Annotated in this window: 26 protein-coding genes; 8 read left to right on the top strand and 18 right to left on the bottom strand. The window is 30.2% G+C overall.

Annotated elements, in window-relative coordinates; genetic code table 11:
- Positions 1-7: 7 nt before the first annotated feature.
- The 10 genes from aprA to mnmA all read right to left on the bottom strand — a co-directional run bounded on the left by aprA (position 8) and on the right by mnmA (position 9,824).
- A complete protein-coding gene (aprA, locus tag ABXT72_RS02670; protein WP_271493016.1) occupies positions 8-1,867 on the bottom strand; it encodes an adenylyl-sulfate reductase subunit alpha in 1,860 nt (619 codons plus the stop codon).
- Entirely contained in the window at positions 1,867-2,337 is a 471-nt protein-coding gene (aprB, locus tag ABXT72_RS02665) for an adenylyl-sulfate reductase subunit beta (protein WP_415278896.1), read from the bottom strand. Before aprB ends, aprA begins: the two co-directional genes overlap by 1 nt.
- Positions 2,338-2,357: 20 nt before the next feature.
- Positions 2,358-3,152, bottom strand: coding sequence for an adenylyl-sulfate reductase (locus ABXT72_RS02660; RefSeq protein ID WP_415278894.1), 795 nt, complete (start codon positions 3,150-3,152; stop codon positions 2,358-2,360).
- 116 nt (positions 3,153-3,268) lie between these two features.
- A complete protein-coding gene (locus tag ABXT72_RS02655) occupies positions 3,269-3,667 on the bottom strand; it encodes an HIT family protein (protein WP_415278892.1) in 399 nt (132 codons plus the stop codon).
- Positions 3,668-3,671: 4 nt separating this feature from the next.
- Positions 3,672-4,442, bottom strand: coding sequence for an aminotransferase class IV (locus tag ABXT72_RS02650; RefSeq protein ID WP_415278890.1), 771 nt, complete (start codon positions 4,440-4,442; stop codon positions 3,672-3,674).
- Positions 4,405-4,962, bottom strand: coding sequence for an aminodeoxychorismate/anthranilate synthase component II (locus ABXT72_RS02645; RefSeq protein WP_415278888.1), 558 nt, complete (start codon positions 4,960-4,962; stop codon positions 4,405-4,407). The genes ABXT72_RS02650 and ABXT72_RS02645 overlap by 38 nt, the downstream gene beginning before the upstream one ends.
- Positions 4,959-6,122 (bottom strand): chorismate-binding protein, encoded by a 1,164-nt coding sequence (locus ABXT72_RS02640; RefSeq protein WP_415278886.1) that lies wholly within the window; start codon positions 6,120-6,122, stop codon positions 4,959-4,961. The genes ABXT72_RS02645 and ABXT72_RS02640 overlap by 4 nt, the downstream gene beginning before the upstream one ends.
- A 4-nt stretch (positions 6,123-6,126) precedes the next feature.
- Positions 6,127-7,347, bottom strand: coding sequence for an MFS transporter (locus tag ABXT72_RS02635; RefSeq protein ID WP_415278885.1), 1,221 nt, complete (start codon positions 7,345-7,347; stop codon positions 6,127-6,129).
- Positions 7,344-8,519: a trans-sulfuration enzyme family protein gene (locus ABXT72_RS02630; protein WP_415278883.1), complete on the bottom strand. Its 1,176-nt coding sequence runs from the start codon at positions 8,517-8,519 to the stop codon at positions 7,344-7,346. The genes ABXT72_RS02635 and ABXT72_RS02630 overlap by 4 nt, the downstream gene beginning before the upstream one ends.
- A 189-nt stretch (positions 8,520-8,708) precedes the next feature.
- Complete coding sequence (gene mnmA, locus ABXT72_RS02625) at positions 8,709-9,824, bottom strand: tRNA 2-thiouridine(34) synthase MnmA (protein ID WP_415278881.1); 1,116 nt, start codon at positions 9,822-9,824, stop codon at positions 8,709-8,711.
- Positions 9,825-9,829: 5 nt separating this feature from the next.
- On the opposite strand from mnmA, the gene ABXT72_RS02620 reads away from it, so the two are divergent.
- The 5 genes from ABXT72_RS02620 to ABXT72_RS02600 are packed head-to-tail and all read left to right on the top strand — an operon-like array spanning position 9,830 to position 12,223.
- Complete coding sequence (locus tag ABXT72_RS02620; RefSeq protein ID WP_415278879.1) at positions 9,830-10,045, top strand: DUF3553 domain-containing protein; 216 nt, start codon at positions 9,830-9,832, stop codon at positions 10,043-10,045.
- Positions 10,029-10,436: a hypothetical protein gene (locus tag ABXT72_RS02615; RefSeq protein WP_415278877.1), complete on the top strand. Its 408-nt coding sequence runs from the start codon at positions 10,029-10,031 to the stop codon at positions 10,434-10,436. Before ABXT72_RS02620 ends, ABXT72_RS02615 begins: the two co-directional genes overlap by 17 nt.
- Positions 10,417-11,289, top strand: a complete 873-nt coding sequence (locus tag ABXT72_RS02610) for a hypothetical protein (RefSeq protein WP_415278876.1) — start codon at positions 10,417-10,419, stop codon at positions 11,287-11,289. The genes ABXT72_RS02615 and ABXT72_RS02610 overlap by 20 nt, the downstream gene beginning before the upstream one ends.
- A gap of 41 nt (positions 11,290-11,330) precedes the next feature.
- Positions 11,331-12,077 carry a 3'(2'),5'-bisphosphate nucleotidase CysQ family protein gene (locus ABXT72_RS02605; RefSeq protein WP_415279159.1) on the top strand — a complete coding sequence of 249 codons (747 nt, stop codon included), beginning with the start codon at positions 11,331-11,333 and terminating at the stop codon, positions 12,075-12,077.
- Complete coding sequence (locus tag ABXT72_RS02600) at positions 12,077-12,223, top strand: hypothetical protein (protein WP_415278874.1); 147 nt, start codon at positions 12,077-12,079, stop codon at positions 12,221-12,223. The genes ABXT72_RS02605 and ABXT72_RS02600 overlap by 1 nt, the downstream gene beginning before the upstream one ends.
- Here ABXT72_RS02600 and ABXT72_RS02595 read toward each other — a convergent pair.
- Entirely contained in the window at positions 12,215-12,769 is a 555-nt protein-coding gene (locus ABXT72_RS02595; RefSeq protein ID WP_006997094.1) for a regulatory protein RecX, read from the bottom strand. The genes ABXT72_RS02600 and ABXT72_RS02595 overlap by 9 nt on opposite strands.
- 37 nt (positions 12,770-12,806) lie before the next feature.
- On the opposite strand from ABXT72_RS02595, the gene ABXT72_RS02590 reads away from it, so the two are divergent.
- On the top strand, positions 12,807-13,280 hold the full coding sequence (locus ABXT72_RS02590; RefSeq protein ID WP_415278872.1) for an ABA4-like family protein: 474 nt from the start codon (positions 12,807-12,809) through the stop codon (positions 13,278-13,280).
- On the top strand, positions 13,273-13,857 hold the full coding sequence (locus ABXT72_RS02585; protein WP_415278871.1) for a 2-hydroxychromene-2-carboxylate isomerase: 585 nt from the start codon (positions 13,273-13,275) through the stop codon (positions 13,855-13,857). The genes ABXT72_RS02590 and ABXT72_RS02585 overlap by 8 nt, the downstream gene beginning before the upstream one ends.
- On the opposite strand, the gene ABXT72_RS02580 is transcribed toward ABXT72_RS02585, so the two are convergent.
- The gene (locus ABXT72_RS02580) at positions 13,854-14,237 is read right to left on the bottom strand and encodes a rhodanese-like domain-containing protein (RefSeq protein WP_415278869.1); all 384 of its coding nucleotides are present in this window, start codon (positions 14,235-14,237) and stop codon (positions 13,854-13,856) included. The genes ABXT72_RS02585 and ABXT72_RS02580 overlap by 4 nt on opposite strands.
- Before the next feature lie 39 nt (positions 14,238-14,276).
- Here ABXT72_RS02580 and bcp point away from each other — a divergent pair, with 39 nt between their 5' ends.
- Complete coding sequence (gene bcp / locus ABXT72_RS02575; protein ID WP_415279158.1) at positions 14,277-14,738, top strand: thioredoxin-dependent thiol peroxidase; 462 nt, start codon at positions 14,277-14,279, stop codon at positions 14,736-14,738.
- 51 nt (positions 14,739-14,789) lie between these two features.
- Here the strand turns inward: bcp and ABXT72_RS02570 are convergent, their stop codons facing one another.
- From ABXT72_RS02570 to ABXT72_RS02545, 6 genes are all read right to left on the bottom strand, one after another.
- On the bottom strand, positions 14,790-16,091 hold the full coding sequence (locus ABXT72_RS02570) for an ammonium transporter (protein ID WP_415278867.1): 1,302 nt from the start codon (positions 16,089-16,091) through the stop codon (positions 14,790-14,792).
- Between the two features lie 144 nt (positions 16,092-16,235).
- The gene (locus tag ABXT72_RS02565; protein ID WP_006997102.1) at positions 16,236-16,511 is read right to left on the bottom strand and encodes an HU family DNA-binding protein; all 276 of its coding nucleotides are present in this window, start codon (positions 16,509-16,511) and stop codon (positions 16,236-16,238) included.
- Between the two features lie 140 nt (positions 16,512-16,651).
- Positions 16,652-17,785: an RIP metalloprotease RseP gene (gene rseP / locus ABXT72_RS02560; protein WP_415278864.1), complete on the bottom strand. Its 1,134-nt coding sequence runs from the start codon at positions 17,783-17,785 to the stop codon at positions 16,652-16,654.
- A gap of 26 nt (positions 17,786-17,811) precedes the next feature.
- Positions 17,812-18,579: an SDR family NAD(P)-dependent oxidoreductase gene (locus ABXT72_RS02555; RefSeq protein WP_415278862.1), complete on the bottom strand. Its 768-nt coding sequence runs from the start codon at positions 18,577-18,579 to the stop codon at positions 17,812-17,814.
- 8 nt (positions 18,580-18,587) lie between these two features.
- Positions 18,588-19,355, bottom strand: coding sequence for an ABC transporter permease (locus ABXT72_RS02550; protein ID WP_415278860.1), 768 nt, complete (start codon positions 19,353-19,355; stop codon positions 18,588-18,590).
- A complete protein-coding gene (locus ABXT72_RS02545; RefSeq protein WP_415278858.1) occupies positions 19,345-20,280 on the bottom strand; it encodes an ABC transporter ATP-binding protein in 936 nt (311 codons plus the stop codon). Before ABXT72_RS02545 ends, ABXT72_RS02550 begins: the two co-directional genes overlap by 11 nt.
- Positions 20,281-20,403 lie beyond the last annotated feature (123 nt).

The raw sequence follows: 20,403 nt of genomic DNA, 5'->3' as shown, positions 1-20,403 counted from the left end.
AACTGTTCTAAGAAGCTTTTCTCTTCTCGTTCTCGTCAACTATGTGATAAACCGGCACTTTTTCTAATGAAAATTTCCCAGTTTTTGGATCACGTCTAGAAACTGTTAGGCAATGCCAATTATCATCATCAAGTTTCATATGATCACCTCTGTAATAGTAACCAGGCCAACGTGTTTCTTCACGGAACATAGTGTGTTCAGTTACACATTGAGAAGTTAAAGCTCTGTGTTTTAATTCCCAAGCTCTCATAAGTTGGTGTAAATCTTCAGCACCTACTTTTTCTAAATCTTCTTCTAACCAAGCAAGTAATTCTAAGCCTCTTTTAAGCATATTACCATTAGTCATGTAGTTAGTTGCAATTCCTCCAACATATTCGTCCATAATTCTTTGTAGACGTTGAAGACCTTGAATAGGTGAAATGTAACTAGGTGAAACTGTTCCACCTGTAATTTCATTTTGAGCTACTTGATAAGTCTCAAGAGGTTTAAATATAGCAGTTTTAAAGTCTTCACACTGCTTATCTGTAACTTTAATGCCCTCTGCTTTTTTATCCTCAATATATTTTACAGCAGCTTTTGCAGCTAAACGACCTTCAGTAAATGATCCTGAGGAAAATTTATGGGCACTTCCACCTACAGTATCACCTGCACCAAAAAGACCATCAATTGTTAACATTCTGTTATAACCCCAGAAATATTCTGGTGGAGATAAATCTTCAGGCCCACTAACCCAAGCTCCAGAACAAGTTGCATGAGAACCCATGACATAAGGTTCAGATGTAGTCAGTTCAGGATTTGTGTATTTAGGATCAATATTTTGAGAAGCCCAAACAACAGCTTGACCAACAGTCATACCAAGGAAATTTTCCCAACCGACAGTTTCTAAATGTGGATCTTGGAAAGCTTCAGTAGTTACCATGTGAATGGGTCCGCCACCTGCGATAGTTTCTTGAATAAATGCGTGGTTTCTTAAACATGTAGGAGTTGGATGGTGATCAATGTATTCACCAACTAATTCTTTAGTTTGATCATACCATTTCTTCTCATAGTTCTCTCCATTTGCATTTTGAGTATATGTTTTAAGGTGCAAGAAGTATGCTCCAACTGGACCATATCCATCTTTAAATCTACATAACACAATTCTATTCTCCATTTGTGTCATTTTAGCTCCAACAGCAATAGGTAATGCATAAGCAGAACCATTACTCCATGGCGCATACCAAGTTCTTCCCATTCCTTCACCAACTGCTCTTGGTTTGAAAATATGAGAAGCTCCACCTGCTGCAACAATTACAGTTTTTGATCTAAATACATGGAAGTCACCAGTTCTCATATTAAAACCAACGGCTCCACCTACTCTATTTTCTTGAGCCTCATCCATTAAAAGATGAGTAATCATTATTCTATTATAAATTTTGTCAGCTGATTTTTTTGCAGCCTCTGCAACGATTGGCTTGTAACTTTCACCATGAATCATAATCTGCCATTTACCTTCTCTAAGGTAACGACCTGTTTTTTCATTTTTCATCATTGGTAAGCCCCATTCATCAAACATATGAACAGTTGAATCAACGTGACGAGCCATATCGTAACCTAAATCTTCTCTAACCATTCCCATTAAATCATTACGCGCATATCTTACATGATCTTCAGGTTGGTTTTCACCCCACTGCATACCCATGTAACAGTTAATTGCATATAAACCTTGAGCAACTGCTCCACTTCTATCAATATTAGCTTTTTCAACACAAATAATCTTCATGTCTCTTCCCCAGTGTCTAGCTTCAAAAGTAGCACCAGTTCCAGCCATACCACCACCAACAACTAGAACATCGCAATCCTCAAAATGTGTTTTATGTTTAGCCATTAGTAGTAAACTCCTTTTTTAAAGGTGTCTTTTGGTACTGATGGTAATTTACCATCAATATTTAAACCATTAGGCTCAGTGTAAAGCATTTGAGAGTTAATCTCATCATCATTAGGTTTTTCACCTTCTGCTAATTTTGGAATAAATTTTCCCCAAGGCTTTGTTGTAATTGGAGATACAAAATCTTTTGTAGTTCCGTTTCTAAATTTAATTTTCCAAGAGATAGTTCCTTTCTCTTCTTCACGTCTAACTCTAACACTATGACCCATAGGAGCAAAATCAGCATAACCGCGAACATCAATTGCATGATTAGGACAAGCTTTTACACAAGAATAACATTCCCAACAAAAGTTTGGCTCAATATTTACTGCTCTTCTAATATTTTCATCGATGTGCATTATATCTGATGGACAAATATCCACACAGTGACCACATCCATCACATCTCGTCATGTATACAAAAGTTGACATATTATATTACCTCTCTCTTTTTAATAGTGTTTTGGTTGTTCTCTTTTAATTCCTAGTCCAAATTGTTTTGGTGCATCAGCTAATGGTGGAAGATTGTCTCTTGACCCATCTGCTTCTGCTAAGTTTTTTTGGATTGCTGCACCAGGCTTGTAAATCATGTGTGCAAATTTTGACCAATAAACTCCCCCAAATAAAACAATGTTTGAGGTAATAAATAAAACTAAAAATATATATCCTAATCCAGTTGATCCTGAGGATTGAAAATAAGACCAAGCAAGTCCAGTAGTTGCACATGCAAGAAGTGCTAGGACAAACAAGTCTGCTTTAATAATTCTGTACCATGGATGAGCTTCTGCTAATACATCCACTCTTAAAAATAACCAAAACCAGTATCCACCCACACAAGTCATTATTGCTCCAACATGCCAAATCATAGGCCAGATTGTTGGTACAGCAGTTCCTGTCCCAGTGTAGCCAAAAACTAATACGACTGATGCAACCCAAAATAAAATAGTTCCATACATTCCCATAACGTGTGCAACTCTTCTTTTACCAACACCTAACTCTGCAGTAGTTGCAATATCATGCACTACAGTTTTTAAAATAACTGAAGTTTTTTCTCCAACACCAAGTTCTCTTTCGGCAGCTAATTTTGCTTTTTTTGCATTATTGAAAAAATAAGTAACATTTTTATGATGTATCATTTGAACAACTGTTCCAATAACGATTAGAGCTAACATTGCAAAAACAAAGCCTTGAATTACAGAAGGAGAAATTAATTCTGCTAGGGCAGAAAATGGACTAATTGACATCATATAGAATATTACCCTTTATAACTATTTTTGTTGAATCTTAATTTTGAGTTTTTAGTATAGTTGAAATGATAGATCAACCGTTATTAGGCGCTCTATTTATCAATCAAAAATACAACTTACGCTTTACGTTTATAATGTTGTTTTAGAGGGATAACCGACCTAACTCCTCCTTGAGGGTTTTCAACATCACCCTCTCTTCGTGGAATTAAATGAATATGACAGTGCAGGATTGATTGTCCGGCAATAGCACCAGAATTTGCTCCAATATTAAACCCTTTAACTGAAGGATCTTTTAATAATATTTCCTCTTTAATTAGTTTGATAAGGTTATTGCAAGCGATCACTTCATTATCATTTAAATCAAAATAACCTTTAATATGTCGCTTTGGAATAATTAAACAATGAAATTCAGACACAGGATATGTATCATAACTGGCATAAGCCAACTCATTTTCAGCAGTTAAACCACTTTGTTTGGAGTTGCAAAATAAACAGGGATTATTTGGATCAAACATAATTTTACCTATAAATAGAGCATTTGTTAACTTCGTTTTTATAAAAACTAGATAATATTTTATAAAATTTTAAACTTTTTCTCTTCCACTTAATTTCATTAATATTTTTTATTGATGCAACACCTTTTCCAGAACCAATGAGAAGAATTTCATTATAATCAGATAAAGTTTTAATCAATATATCCTTTTTAATAATCTTACCTAATTTTTTATTAAAGAAATTATAGGTAATACCTTTGTATATATTATTTATTGGAGAGTAAACTTTATCACCTTTGATAAATAACATATTTGAAGTTCCACTTTCTAAAATCATATTTTTGTAACAAAGACCAACGTCAGAAGTAGTGTTATCCATTTTAGACAAATATTTTAATATAAATCTATATTTAAGATTTTTAAATTTAGGGTCAAATCGCTTGTGACTAATAAGCTTTAAATTAAAATTTAATTTTGGTGTTTTTCTATTTCTTAAAGAAATTGATATTATCTTTTTATTCACAGCAACTCTAAGAAGATGATTATAAGATCTTTTTTTATCAATATTTGATTTGATTAATTTAAGAATATTTTTTTCAAGATTTAGGGTGTTTAATTTATAAGTTTCTAAAGACTTTATTAAATTTTTAATATGTTTTCTAAAAAAAAGTATTTTAGCAGGTTTTCCAAAGATCCACATCGTAGTGAACACACCATTATCCCCCCAAAGATCTTTAAAATTAATCTCTTTATAAGTTTTATGCTGATAAGATTTTTTTAATAAGTAAGTTACCATTTTCAGTTAAAAAAGATTCTGGGTGAAATTGAAAGCCATATACTTTTTCTTTATTATTTTCTATTGTCATTGCTGTATTTGAAATAGCACACCTCATTGTAATTTCAAAATTTTTTGCAGTAAATGGCTCTTTTAATTTTAGAGAGTGATATCTACCTACAGTGAATTGACTATTTTTTTTGAATAATGAGTTTTTGCTAGTTACTTTTATTTTAGATTGAAAACCATGATAAATCTTCTTTTGTTCAATTATTTTTCCATTTTCACAATACAGAATTTGTTGAAACCCAAGACAAATGCCTATAATTTTTTTTTTACCTTTGTATTTTTTATAGATTTTTGAACTAGAAGGATAATCTTTTGGTGCACCTGGGCCTGGTGAAAAAACAATAATATCTGCTTTTCTTAATTTATTTTCATTTATTTTGTTAAAATTTGTACAAACCACTTCATCAAAATTTTCAAATTGATGAACTACATTGTGAGTAAAAGAGTCTTGATGATCGATAATATATATCATTTATAAAGATCCATTAATGATTTTGCTTTAATATAGTTTTCATTAAATTCATGAGCTGCATTACTGTCAATTACCACTCCTGAAGCTACAGAAATCTCCGATTTACCTTTAAAGTTTAATATAGATCTAATAATAATATTGAACCTCATATCTCCATTGAACTTTAAGTAACCAAAACTTCCTGTGTAAATATTTCTGCTTTGTTTTTCCTGCTTATTTAATAAATTTAATGTGCTAATTTTTGGACATCCAATTACTGATCCACCCGGCATCATTGCTTTTATAATCTCTAATGAGGTAACTTTATTCTTGAGCTGTCCTCCAATTAAACTCACGTAGTGATAAAGGTCCTTGTATTCCTCAACTATCTTTTTCTTTAAAATTTTTACTGAACCTGGTTTACAAATTCTAGATAAATCATTTCTTTCCATATCAACAATCATATTGTGCTCTTTGGTTTCTTTTAAGTTTTTTCTAAAAAATGTGAGGGCTTTATTCTTATTTAACTTTTTAGTTTTCTTTAAGGTACCTGCTATAGGCTTTGTTGTTATAAAATTATTTTTTTTTGTTATCAAATTTTCAGGTGAACAGCTTATTATTGAATAATTTTTATCCTTAATCATAAAGGCTTCAGGTGCCATATTACTTTTTACTAGCCTATCAAAAAAATCTAAAGCATCTATTTCAGATTTATTACTATATTTAGTGCAGATTTTAATCTGGTATGTTTCACCAGATTTTATTTTCTTTTTAAACTTATCAAATATTACTTTATACGATTTTTTATTAATATTTATTTTAAACAAACCACTAGGCTCTGATGATCTAGTTTTTTTATATTCCAGATTATTTGAAAGTTTTACTTTTGTTTCAGGTTTGTAAAATATCCCTTTTGGAAAATTTATTGTTTTTTGTTTTTTTATTTTTACGCCTATTAAGTTATTTAGTATTTCATAACCAAAAAAACCAATAAATAGGTCTGTTTCTTTACCGATAGATTTTAATTTAGTATTTTTGTTAATGAATTTTTCGATGTTGTTATTGTTTAAAATAATTTTTTTTGAAAAGTCAGTGTAAAGATCAAACCCCTCATCTGATTTGTAGATTATAAAAGGTTTTTTTGAATTATCTAAATCTAGTAAGTAGTTTTTCTTATTCAATTTTCTATTCTGTTTTTAATCTTAAAACTGCTTCTTCCTTAATTGGTAAATGTATTATTGCTGCAAAAACTGATAAAGCAATTGCTAAATACCAAGCATAATCATAAGAGCCATATAAATCATAAAATAATCCTCCAAGAAAAGCTCCAAAGAATGAGCCTACTTGATGGCTTAAAAAAACTATTCCATATAATACACCTAAATATTTTGTTCCAAAAATATGGGCAACTATACCACTTGTTGCAGGCACCGTTGAAAGCCATAAAAAGCCAAAGCTTGCGCCAAAGATAAATGCATTAATGTTACTTGCAGGTAAGAAGATAAATAAGATTATTGAAACACCCCTTAATGCATAGATAGAGCTTAAAATAATTTTTTTACTAATTTTTGTAGAAAGATATCCACTTAATAGAGAACCAAATATGTTAAATAGTCCAATTAAGGATAAAATTGCAGCAGCTGTCCAGCTTTCTAAGCCTCTATCAATTACATATTTTGGAACATGAGTTCCAACTAAAGTTATATGAAAACCACATACAAAAAAACCAGATGTGAGTAATACGTAACTTTTGTTTTTAAAGGCCTCTTTTAAAGCATCAAAGGTACTTTGATCGTTAGGTTTTTCAATAGATTGCTCTAAAGAAGGGGATCTAACAAAAAAAGCCACTATAAGTCCAATAAATAAGAATATTGTGAATACAAAAAGTGTGTCCACCCATCCATTTTTGATTAACGAATAACTTGTGTAAAGTGGAGAGATAAAATAGCCCAAAGAACCGACGGCTGTGACAATACTCATGGCTATAGTTCTATTTGATAATGGGAAATGTTTTCCAACAATTGACATTGGAATACTAATTGCAGTTCCACCTAAACCAATTCCAACTAAAAGTCCCAAATCTATTTGAAAAAAAATTCCAGTATTTGGACCAGCATACAAAAAGTAAATTCCTAAAATATAAAAAACAAAAGCTAAGCAAATCGCTTTATGTCCACCATATTTATCAGCGATAGCTCCAAATATAGGCCCTGTTAAACCCCACATTAGCATTTGAATGCCTATTGCTAATCCAGATTGAGTTATTGAAATATCTAAATCATTTTTAAAATCCATGAAAAATAGACCAAAAGTTTGTCTAACTCCAAGAGAAATTAAAACTACAACACAGGCTGCAATCAGCGTTATTAAAGCTGTTTTATTTTTTATAAATATTTCTGAACTCATTTAACATGTTTAAGAGATTTTTTTAAATCATCAATGAGATCTTTTGGATCTTCTAAACCAATATGCAGTCTTACTAAATGTTCGTCTTTAGCTAATTTAAGATATTCTCTATTACCTTGTTCACGTTTGTCCTGATATAACGCAAGGCTTTCAAATCCACCCCAACTATACCCATAGCCAAATAGTTTTAAAGAATTAACAAACTTGATTACAGAGTTTTTATTTTTTGATCTAACTTTTAAACCCATCAATCCTGATGCACCAGAATAATACTTTTTCCACATTCTAAAATTAAATGAATCTTTTTTATGTGGGTATAATAATTTTATGTTTTTATAATTAGATAAAAACTCAGCTACTTGTTTTGCACTTTTTTCATGCTTGTCTAATCTAACATCTAAAGTTCTAAGTCCTCTTGTTATTAGATAAGCATCATCAGGACCAAGTCTTAAACCAGTTATCTTATTTGCCTTATCAACTTGTTTAAAAACTTTTTTATTAACGGCTAAACTTCCACCCATAACATCAGAATGGCCTGAATAATATTTGGTAGCAGATACAATTGACATATCAAAACCAAGCTTAATTGGTTTTAAAAAATAAGGTGTTCCCCAAGTATTATCAATTACTGAAAAAATTTTATTCTTTTTTGCAATTGATACTATTTTACCTAAATCTTGAAAATCAAATGTATTACTTCCAGGATTTTCAACAAAAATTAATTTTGTTTTTTTTGTAATCGCTTTTTCTAAAGTTTTCAAATCATGTGGATCGTAAAAAAATGATTTTATATTAAATTCTTTTAAAAAATCTTGAGTTAAAATTCTCGTAGGTGAGTATGCGGGGTCTGCTACAATAATCTCATCGCCAGGTCGAACAATACTAAAAATAGCCAAAAAAACTGAGCCAAACCCAGTTGGCGTTAAAAATACATGGTAACATTCTTCCATTTCTTTAAGTATCTGGGATAAAACATGAGTGGTTGAAGTTCCTTGTCTTCCATAGTCAAAGTGTCCACCTGTTGGGTCTTTTTTGCTCTTATCCTGCATTTTCCTAATATCTTGCATAGATTTGAAGATAATAGTCGAGGCTCTTACTACAGGGGGGTTAACTGACTGATTATGGTAATCTTTTGCTGTATGTTTAAGGAAAGTCTTGAATGATTTAGTCATAAAAAATTTGATAAGTTAAAGGGAGAATGCTATATCCCTTCAATAACGTCAATAAAATTATATATAGGATAGTATGGGTTACCCAAAGAAACATAGAGGTCGAAGAAAACAAGGCTCTAAAAAAAGAAGAGCTAAAAGAAAAGCTAAAAATAAATAAATTATAAACTAGTTTATTTATATCTACAGTTATTAGCTTTTAATCCAACCACCACCTAATACCTTATAACCATTATTGTTTTTTGAATAAAACACACATGCTTGACCAGGTGCAATACCATGTTCCTCTTCCAATAAATTAACGTTCGCATTGGTATCATTGATATCTATCTTGGCTTTAATCAATCTTCCAGTAGATCTCACTTTTACAAATAATTCATTTTCAAAATCATTTTGATCATTTGTAATAATATTTAAATCTTTTAAATTTATTTTAGTTTTAACAAGGTGTTCCTTAGCACCAACAATAATTTCATTTTTATCTGCAATAATTTTTACTACATAAAATGGGTTCTTGTCAGAAACTCCAATTCCTTTTCTTTGTCCAATTGTATAATTAATGATGCCGTCATGAACTCCTATCACTTCACCATTCATATTTTTAATATTACCTTTGCTAAAAGAGTTTGGTCTAAACTTTTCTATAACTGAGGCGTAGTCTCCATTTGGAACAAAGCAAATATCTTGACTGTCAGGTTTGTCTGCAACATTAAGATCAAGTTCTCTTGCAATGTTTCTAGTTTCATCTTTATGAAGATTGCCTAATGGAAATCTTAAAAAATTTAATTGATCTTTTGTAGTATTGAATAAAAAATAACTTTGATCTCTATTTAAATCAATACCTCTATACATATCCGTATTATCTTTTTCAGTGATACTTTTAACGTAATGTCCTGTTACCAAAGCATCAGCGTTGAGTCTTTTTGCTTCTTCAAATAAATCTGTGAATTTAACTGTTTTATTACATTGCACACATGGAATGGGTGTTTCTCCATTTAGATAACTGTCTATAAAATTATCAATGACCCCTTCTTTGAATTTATCTTGATAATATAAAATTTTATGTTCTATCTTTAGTTTATCAGCTACTCTTTTTGCATCCATAATATCTTGGCCTGCACAACATTGTTTAGAAGAAGCTGTCTCTTTACTATCATTATAGAGTTTTAAAGTTATACCAATTACATTGTATCCTTCACTTTTCATCATAGCTGCAACTGTTGAAGAATCTACCCCTCCTGACATTGCAACAACAACCAAGGTATCTTTAGGTTCTTTAGCTATTCCAATTGAATTCAATTTTGTCATATTTAATGATATTTATTAGTATATTAACTATAAGTAAATTAATGATTTTAGATTTCGAACCAGGCGACAAAGTTACTAACCCTAATAACAAAGATTGGGGAACTGGACAAGTTCAATCAATGATTAATGGTAAAGTTACTGTAAATTTTGAAAATGTTGGAAAAAAAGTTATTAATTCAGAAATAATACAATTAGAAAAGCTCAATGAAAATAAAAGTTAAAAAAATGAAAATAATGTTGGTATTATTAATTAGTCTAATCACATTTAGTGATGATGTATTTTCAAAAGAAAAGCTTTTACCTAATACTCTTTTAGAGATTAAAGTTATTAAAAATTGGGAACCAGTTAAAGACTTTAAAAAATTTAAAGAATATTCAAAACTAACGCCCATGAAAGGTTGGTTCAAAAAAAAAAATGAAGAGTGGAATTGCTTTGATAGAATTAAAAATGTAGATCCTTACCCTAAAGATGACTATTCACATTGGGCATGGTTTACATGCCAAGGTTTTTTACATTACGCCGGAACTAATAATCCTCAAATAATAGGTGATATCTTATTATCTTGGGCATCAGCAAAGAAAGATCCAATGATTGAAAAAAAAAACAACTAAGGCAATTGGATATAATGTTTCTGGATATGATATTCCTAGCACTCTTGGAACTTTTGCTCAATTTTATGCTGTTTGGTATAACGAAATTAACTTTACAGACCAAGAAAAAGAATTGATCAATACATATCTAATACAAAAATTATTTGATCAAAAATTTAAGGTTTTAAATCATGGTACTAGAAAATGTAATATCAAAAAATTAAAAAGTATCTATTCAAAAACTACAGGTACAAATAATTGTGGAAATATAAGAATGAAAGTTGCTGTAGGTGAAATAATGCTTGGCTTTAGATTAGAAAATCAAAAACTATTAGATAAAGGGCATAAAGATATGTACGTTGTGCAAGCTTTTATTAATAAAGATGGTATTAATATCAATCATGCAAGCAGAGGTGCTAATACTGTAAACTATTCATGGGAATATACTGGCTATTCAAGTATTCTAGCAGAAGTGTATAGACCTGTTGGATATGATTATTTTGAACATACACTCCCTCGTGGAGCTAAAGTCAAAGATTATTTAAAATTTAATTACAGACTTCTTAAAGATTTTAAATTAACTGCAAAATGGGCCAAAAGAAATGTGGGTTCACAGTCAAATCCTTATAAAAATATCTCTAAACTTACTCAGGCTGAATATTTAGAAACTGAATATGCTGAAAATGTTTATTCTTGGGAATATGGTGATAAAGAATTTATAAAAGCACATCCAAGATTTACAAAAAAATATATGCCAGAACTATACTCAAGTGTATCTGAAGAAGAAATTAAAAATTTTTTTAAATCAAGAGAAGGTCAAATTTCAGCTAATAAAAGTGTAAGTTCTTATGGTTTATATTATGGAAATAATTAGATTAGAAAAAATTTACTAATGAACCTTGAAGAAAAAAAAAAATTACCCTTTCGCTTATAGAAACTTTTAATAAAGCAAGTCAGGTAGCTTTAGATTTAAGAGAAGCTGGTTTAAAAAAAGAAATTAAGTCAGACAATACTCCTGTAAGTAATGGAGATATTGAAGTTAATAAAATTTTAACTAGCAAGATCCAAGAAATAACTCCAAATATTGCTATTGTTTCAGAAGAGAGTGCAAATCATAAGATGGATACTGATTTAAATAATTTTTGGTTAATCGATCCAATTGATGGCACTAGAGATTATATAAATAACCGTGATGAATTTACTTTAAATGCAGCATTAATATTGGATAAAAAACCAGCTATCGGGATTATAACAGCTCCTGCTAAGAAAAGAGTTTTTTACTCTTACGGTTTGTCTCATAGTTATGAGTTAATTAACAATCAAGAAATTTCATTAATGAATAAAGAAAAAAACTACGCTGGACATACAGCAGTAAGTTATTCAAACGAACTTAAACCTGAAATTTTAGAAATTCATAAAAAATATAAAATAAGTTCTTTTCAAAAAATGAAAAGCTCACTAAAATTTTGTGTTATTGCAGCAGGTGAGTTTGATATGTATGTCGCTGAACCAAGAGCTTGTGAATGGGATATTGCAGCTGGTCACGCAATCCTTCAACACTCAGGAGGCAAAGTAACTGACTTTAATTACAATGAAATACTCTATGGAAAATCTGAATTTAAAAACCCAAGTTTAATTTTAAAAAGTAAAAACATATTATAATGGATGAGCAACTAAGAGTAATTTTAATAATTATAGTGTCTGTTTCCATCTTTGGCTTATTGGTTTTTGTATTTGTTAAAAATGTTATTAGAAATAGAATTGAATCTCTTGTTGAAGAAGAAGAGAAAGAAAAAAAATTAAAGTAATCTAATTATTTTCATATAGTCAGCTTGATCAATATCCATGATCCTTTTAGATGTTTCAAAATCAAAACCATTTCTTGCTAGTAAAGCAATATCCTTTTTGTAAAATAGTGCTCTATTATCCTCTACTCTCGCTGGTCCAATTCTCTTTTTTTTACATATTTTTATTCCAGAAAAAAAATCTTGGTCAGAGTTATCCTCTTTAATCTTATCTATTGTTTCTTTAATGTAACGATCATTAATTCCCTTAGTCATTAAATAGTTTCTAATTTTATTAACTGAACTACCTCTTTGAATTAAACTTCTTGATTTACTTTCAGAATAGAATTTATCATTGATAAACTTAGTTTTTTCAAGATCTTGCAAAACAACATCAATTAAATCTGTAATATCTTGTTTTTTAATATTTTCTAAATTCGCTTTTAGATACTTCTTTAATAGATAGGTTCTAAGCTGTTGTTTAGATGGAGCATATCTTTCAATATATGCAAATGAGAAATTTCTCATCTCCTCTACCGTAACTTGTAATGTTTTTTTTCTATTTCTCATATGAATCTTAATAGCTTATTGTATAATACACTAAAAAATGATCGATCAAATCTATACATATTTTACAATTGAAATGATTTTTCTTTGGTTAAATCTAGGTGTATTACCTTTTTGGTTAATATTAGTCTTTTTTCCACAGTCACAAATATGTAGAGTTTTTATTACATCAATTTTTCCTTTTATTATTTTAAGTTTCGCCTACGGTTATTTAATTTATGTGCTGTTTAACGAAGGGTATGACTTTATCAGAAATTTTGAACTATATTTAGGCTTAGATTCAATTGTTTATTTATTTAACGATAAATCCTTCTTAATTTTGTTTTGGACTCATTTTCTATCTATCAATTTATTTTGTGGAGGTTGGATTGTTAAAGACTCTCAAAAATTTGGCATAAATAAAATAATAATGTCTTTTCCTATATTGGTAACTTATTTTATTGGTCCAATAGGTCTTACTCTTTATTGGATTATAAGAATTTTTTATGCAAAAAGAGTTAATCTATATGACTAAACAAATAGATTTCTATTTTGATTTTATTAGTCCCTATACATATTTAGCTTACAAAAAAATCCAATCTTTACCAAAAAATATTAAGATAAATTATAAACCCATCTTATTAGGTGGTCTTCATAACTTAGAAGGAATAACACCACCAGCGTTTATCAAACCTAAATTAAAACATATGATGAATGACTGTTTATTAATTGCAAAAAAAAATAATTTTGATTTTAAATGGAACTCTAAATTTCCTATAAACTCATTAATTATTATGCGTGGTTATTTTAGTATTAATTCATCAAATCAAGTTCAGTATATTAAAACTATGTTTGATGCTTATTGGGTAGATGATCTAGATATCTCTAAAGAAGAAATTTTAACACCCCTACTTGAGCAATGTGAAATTAATAAAGAAATTTTTTACAAGACAATTAAAGATCCTATTATTAAGGAGAAGTTAAAAGATGCCACTAAAAATGCCCATGAAAAAGAGATTTTTGGAGCGCCAACTTTTATCGTCAATAATAAAATATTTTGGGGGCAAGATCGATTAGAATTTGCCTTAGATGAATATAATAAAATAGATTAAACTATTTTAAAATCACTTTGACTAATTGCTGCAAAGCCACCATCAATGTGAGAAACATTTTCAAAGCCCATTTCTTTTAATGATTTGGCTGCAAGCGCAGATCTTAATCCGCCAGCACAAAATAAAACCATCTCCTTAGTCATATCAAGTTTTCCACTTTTAAAATAAGGACCTTCTGGATCTAACCAAAATTCTAACATTCCACGGGGAATATGGTTTGAATTTTCTACTCTACCCATTTTATCAAGTTCACCTTTTTCTCTAATATCGATTAAATTACATTTATCTTCGTTAAATAAAGTTAAAGCCTCATCTGTATTAATTGTTTTGATTTCTTTAAGTGCTTCTGAAACTAATATTTGTGATGATTTTATATTCATGATTTTTAGTATACATATGTGATGATATAATTAAATAAAATTATGAAAATCAATTCTAAAGCACCGTTATTTAAATTAAACTCAACAGATGGTGAGATTTATTCTTTAAAAGATTCCATTGGTAAATATGTTGTTCTTTATTTTTATCCTAAAGATGACACTCCAGGATGCACAATTGAGACTAATGATTTTAACAAATTATTACCTAAACTTAAAAAACTAAATTGTGATGTATTTGGTATTTCTAAAGATGATCTAAAAAGTCACTATAAATTTAAAGAAAAACATAAGATTAAATTTGATCTTTTATCAGATGTAGAGCTTAATATTTTGAAAAAATACAGAGTTTGGACTAAAAAGAAATTTATGGGTAGAGAGTTTATGGGTATAGTAAGAACAACCTTCTTAATTGATCCAAATGGTAAAATTGTAAAAATTTGGGACAATGTTAAAGTTAAAGATCATGCTAAAGAAGTACTTGATACCTTAAAAAGCATTTAGAAATAAAAAAGGCCCCAGTTAAGGGGCCTATTTCTTTTAATTCTTATGTTACTAATCTCTTATAGCGTAAGCTCTAACACCAATCTCAGCAACATCAGTTCCTAGTTTTTCAGCCTCATCACTTATTCTTAAACCAATAAATTGTTTCAAAACAAAGAATACAATGTATGAAAAAATAAAAGTAAAGATTGTAACTGATAGTACTCCAATTAATTGAGTTGTTAGGGTGGTACCACTATTACTTAATGTAACTGCTAAAGTTCCCCACACTCCTGCAAATAAATGTACTGGAATTGCTCCAACAACATCATCTAATCTCATTGAATTTAACCAGCTAGTTCCAAAATACATAATTATAGATCCAACTGAACCAATTCCGATTGCAAGCATAGGACTTGGAGCCAAAGGTTCTGCTGTAATAGAAACTAAACCAGCAAGAGCACCATTCAACATCATTATAACATCAGTTTTTCCACCAATCAATCTTGTAACTAAGGCTGCTGTAACACAACCAGCCGCACCTGCTAAATGAGTATTCATAAATATTTTAGACATTGCGTTTGCATCTTCAAATGTGCCTAAAGCTAATTGTGATCCACCATTAAATCCATACCAACCCATCCATAAAATGAATGTACCAAGAGCAGTTAATGGAATTGAAGAAGCTGCAAATGGTTCCATACTTTTTACATCTCCTTTTGGACTAAATCTTCCTTTTCTGGCACCTAGTAAAATTACACCTGCTAGTGCAGCTGCACCACCACAAGCGTGGACTAGAGTTGAACCTGCAAAGTCAGAAAACCCAAGGGATGCTAGCCATCCACCACCCCACTGCCAACCCATAGTAATTGGATAAATTAATCCACCTAAGATTGCAGAAAAGATAAAGAAAGGCCAAATTTTTATTCTTTCAGCTACAGCACCTGAAACGATAGAGCATGTTGCTGCAACGAATAACATTTGAAAAAACCAATCAGCGCTTCCTGAATAACCTTGCTCAAGAGAATCAGTTAGTGTCCATGGTGTGAATGAACCAATGAAACCACCTTCTGGTATTCCGTAAGCTAAATTATAACCACCTAAATAAAAAATTATTGCAACAATTGAAAATTTTCCAATGTTTTTTGCAACAATTGTTGATACACTTTTAGTAGTTACCAATCCTGATTCAAGCATACAAAAACCTGCTGCCATCCACATAACTAAAAATCCACAAACTAAAAATGAAAATGTATTAAAGATATATTGTACTTCTGCAGATACTGTTGTTTCTGCACTTCCAACACTTGTTAGACCTAAAAGAAAAACTAGACCCAACGAAAATGTTGATATTATTTTTGTTAATTTAGTCATAAGACCTCCCATATAAGTCTTCACTTATATTTATGATGATCTTAAAAACTATTGTTGATTGGGAAATCTAGGTATGCACTATTTGCATATAGTAACAGCCTTATTACATTTCTGTAAAAGGCTGTTAATGAATTTGCTATTTAACTACTTATTAAATATTTCTTTAAGTGCTTTAGCTGGTAAGAACTTAACTTTTTGAGAAGCACCGATTTGAATTTGCTCTCCAGTTCTAGGATTTCTTCCAACTCTAGCTTTTCTTTTTGCTACTTTGTAAGTTCCAAATCCAGCAATTTTCACTGTATCGTCACCTTTTAAAGCATCTAGAATAGTGTTTGTAATTGTATCGAAAGTACGCTCAGCATCAGCTTTACTTAGGTTTAGAGAACCTGATAGTTGTGCTATTAATTGTTTTTTATTCATATATTTAGCTCCGGTTTTATTGGTTATTTTCATATAATTTACATTAAAGCCCATAAATCAAGCTTTTTATTAGTGTCTCATAAAATGAAAACCCCAATATATGGTGATTTGTTAAATAAGTGTTTATTTTAAAGGGTTATTTAAGAAATATAATTATTAAAAAACTTAAATAAACCAACGTCCTTTAGGTCATTAAACGTTGTAAAAAACATCAATGATAGCAATAAAAACAATCCGATTCGAAAAAAACCTTCTTGAGTTTTTTGTGATAAAGGGCGCCCTAATACCTTTTCAATTCCATAAAACATCAAGTGTCCTCCATCCAACATCGGAATTGGGAACAAATTTATTAACCCTAAGCTAATAGAAATGTAAGCCATAAGGCTTATAAAAGGTAAAATTCCAAATTCTGCAACTTGTCCGCTAATTTTTGCTATTCGAATTGGACCACCTAACTGTGAAGTGTCGCCATTTCCAGTGATCATACTACCTATGTATTTAAGTGAAGAGGTGCTTACATAATAAACTTCATTAACCGCATAAAACAGTGCTTTAGCAGGACCAAGTTTAACGTGGTTTACTTCATTATTATAAGCTCCAAGTTTAATGCCAACCATTCGTTTACTAATTTTATTTCCAAGATTATCTTCTCCCTCAGCAATGTTGGGTTTTACTCTAAAAGTTAAATCTTGATCATATCTGTTTACTGTAAAATTGATGAATTCATCGGTAGACATCATGATGTATTTTGAAATATCCATAATACTTGTAACTTCATTGCCATCAATAGAGACCACAATATCATTATCTTTAAGGCCAGCTACCATTGCAGGACTATCCTTTTGAACTTCGTTAATAACAGCTGGTGTAAAGTCTTTTCCAGCAAAGGTATAAACAGAGAAAAATATTAGAATTGCTAATAAAAAGTTAGCTAAAGGGCCACCAAATACAATTAAAGCTCTTTGATATAAGGGTTTTAATACAAACAGTTTATCTTGATCTTCTTTGCTATATTCTTTTATAATTTTTTCATTATCAGCTTGGCTATAAACATTTCTATCACCAAAAAACTTAACATACCCCCCAAGTGGTATGACACAAACTTTCCAACGTGTTCCAGATTTATCATTCCAGCCAAAAATTTCTTTACCAAATCCTATTGAAAAATCAGTAACACCTACACCATAACGTTTGGCAAAATAATAGTGCCCATATTCATGGATAAATACCACAACTAAAATTAAAACAAGAAAAGGAATTATATAACTCAACATAATAGTTTATTTTATCTTATTAATTATTATATCCATCCACCATCAACGATAATACTTTGTGCAGTAATCATTTTGCTCTCATCAGATGCAAGAAAAAGAGCTGCATTTGAGATATCATGTGGTTGAACTTTATCAGGTAAACACTGTCCTTCTTTAATTTTTTTTTCTCCTTCATCATCTAAGTGTTGATCGATTTGTTTTTTAGTCATTGTCCAGCCAGGAACTAAGGTATTAACTCTTATTCTATTTTTGCCAAACCTTTTTGCAAGTCCATTTGTTAGACCGTGCATAGATGATTTAAAAATTCCATACAAAACTGTTTTTTCATTTTTTCTCATCCATCCGATAGAACCAAGGTTAATTATGGAGCCAGAACCTAATCTTATCATACCATCAATGACTGCTTTTATGGCAAATACATGGGGTCTTAAGTTTGTTTGATATTCCCAATCAAAATATTCATGTGTCATATCTTTAAAATCATGTCTCTCATCATTTGCAGCGTTATTTAAAAGAATTTCAATATCTCCAACTGATTTAATACAATCTTCAATGGATGCCTCTAACATCTTTAAGTTTGTGATATCACACTTATAAAATTTAGGTATAAAACTACAGTTTTTAAGTTTTTCAATTAATTCATTAGATAATTTTTCGTTTCTACCAACAAAAGCAACTTTAGAGCCTTGTTTTGCAAAAGCTTCAACAAAATCTGCTCCAATACCAGAACTTCCACCAAGTACAAATACAACTTTGTTTTTTAGTGAGAGGTAAGTTGCTGGTTTACTATTCATAATTAATTTTAACTTTTGATATTATAACCCTTTTTCACTAGTATTGTGACCAAGATCACACAAATCACTAGAAAAAATACCATAGAACTTATGCTTACCCAAATATTAAAATCAGATACCCCATAGAAAGAAAATCTTAAGCCATCAATTAAATAAACCACTGGATTAAAGTAAGAAATTGTTTGCCAAAATGGTGGCAACATATCAAGAGAGTATAAACTTCCACCTAAAAATACCATGGGCGTAATAACTAATGATGGAATGATCGACATCTGTTCAAAGTTTTTACTAACAACTCCAATTAAAAATCCAAATAAAGCGAATGTAAAAGAAACTAAAACTAATAAAAATATCATTAACAATGGATATTTAACTGTCACATCCGCAAAAAAAGAAGCAGTTGCATAAATTACAGCACCAACAATTAATGTTTTAGTAGCTCCTGCCCCAACAAAAGCTAGAACCGTTTCAAGCGTTGATATAGGTGCTGCTAAGATCTCGTTTATAGTTCCATTAAATTTTGGAAAAAATATTCCAAACGAAGTGTTGCTTATTGATTGGGTAAGCAGTGTAAGCATTAATAAACCGGGTACAATGAATGATCCATAACTAACACCATCAATTTTTTCAATATAACCTCCAATAACTGAACCGAACACTACAAAATATAATGAGGTGGATATTACTGGTGAAAGAATAGATTGACCTACAGTTCTTATAAATCTATTCATCTCATGAGCATAAATAGCTCTAAACCCGTAATAATTAAATTTCATTATTCTCCTTTACTAAATCAACAAATATTTTCTCCAAAGTACTTTGTTCAGTTTTTAAATCTTTTAACTTTAAGCCAGTATCTTTTAAGTCTTGCAATAAATCTGTAATACCAGTTTTTTCAGCTTGAACATTATAAGTATAAATTAAAGACATGTGTTCATCTCCTATTTCAAGGCTATATTTAAGTAAATCATCAGGAATTTCTTTAATTTTTTTTTGTAATTCAATAGTTAGTTTTTTATGACCCATTTTTTTAATTAATTCTTTTTTATCTTCAACAATAATAATTTCTCCTTGATTAATTACAGCTACACGGTCAGCAATAGCTTCTGCCTCTTCAATATAATGGGTAGTTAAGATAATTGTGACCCCTGTTTTTCTTAACTCTTCAACAACCATCCACATGTCTCTTCTAAGTTCAACATCTACACCAGCTGTTGGTTCATCAAGAAATAGTATTTTAGGCTCATGAGACAAAGCTTTTGCAATTAAAACTCTTCTCTTCATTCCACCTGACAATTGTCTAAGTCTTTGATCTTTTTTATCCCACAAACTTAAATCTTTTAGAATTTTCTCAATGTGTTCTGGTTTAGGTGGCTTTCCATACAATCCTCTAGAATAAGACACGGTATCAAAAACAGTTTCAAAAGATTCTAAGTTTAGCTCTTGAGGAACAAGCCCTATTCTTGATCTCGTCTCTCTATAATCTTTTATAATATCAAAATTATCAATTGTAACAGTTCCTGAAGATGGTTTAACTATTCCGCAAATAATACTGATTAAACTTGTTTTTCCTGCACCATTAGGTCCAAGCATTGCAAGGATCTCACCTTGTTTTACTTTAAGACTAACATCGTTAAGGGCTTTAAAACCATTATCATAAACTTTGGATAAGTTATTAATGGATATTTGAATCTCTGACATTTATTAAGGTGTATATAGTTATTAATGAAATTAATTCAATAAACCTACTAATTTAACACATTACTCCTTACCTAGTGTTCATATCTTGGGGTTAAAATTTGACTTAATTTAATTATTTCTTTA

It is taken from the genome of Candidatus Pelagibacter sp. Uisw_094 (assembly GCF_047729535.1).
Taxonomy (GTDB): domain Bacteria; phylum Pseudomonadota; class Alphaproteobacteria; order Pelagibacterales; family Pelagibacteraceae; genus Pelagibacter.
This window is presented reverse-complemented; position numbering and strand designations above follow the sequence as displayed.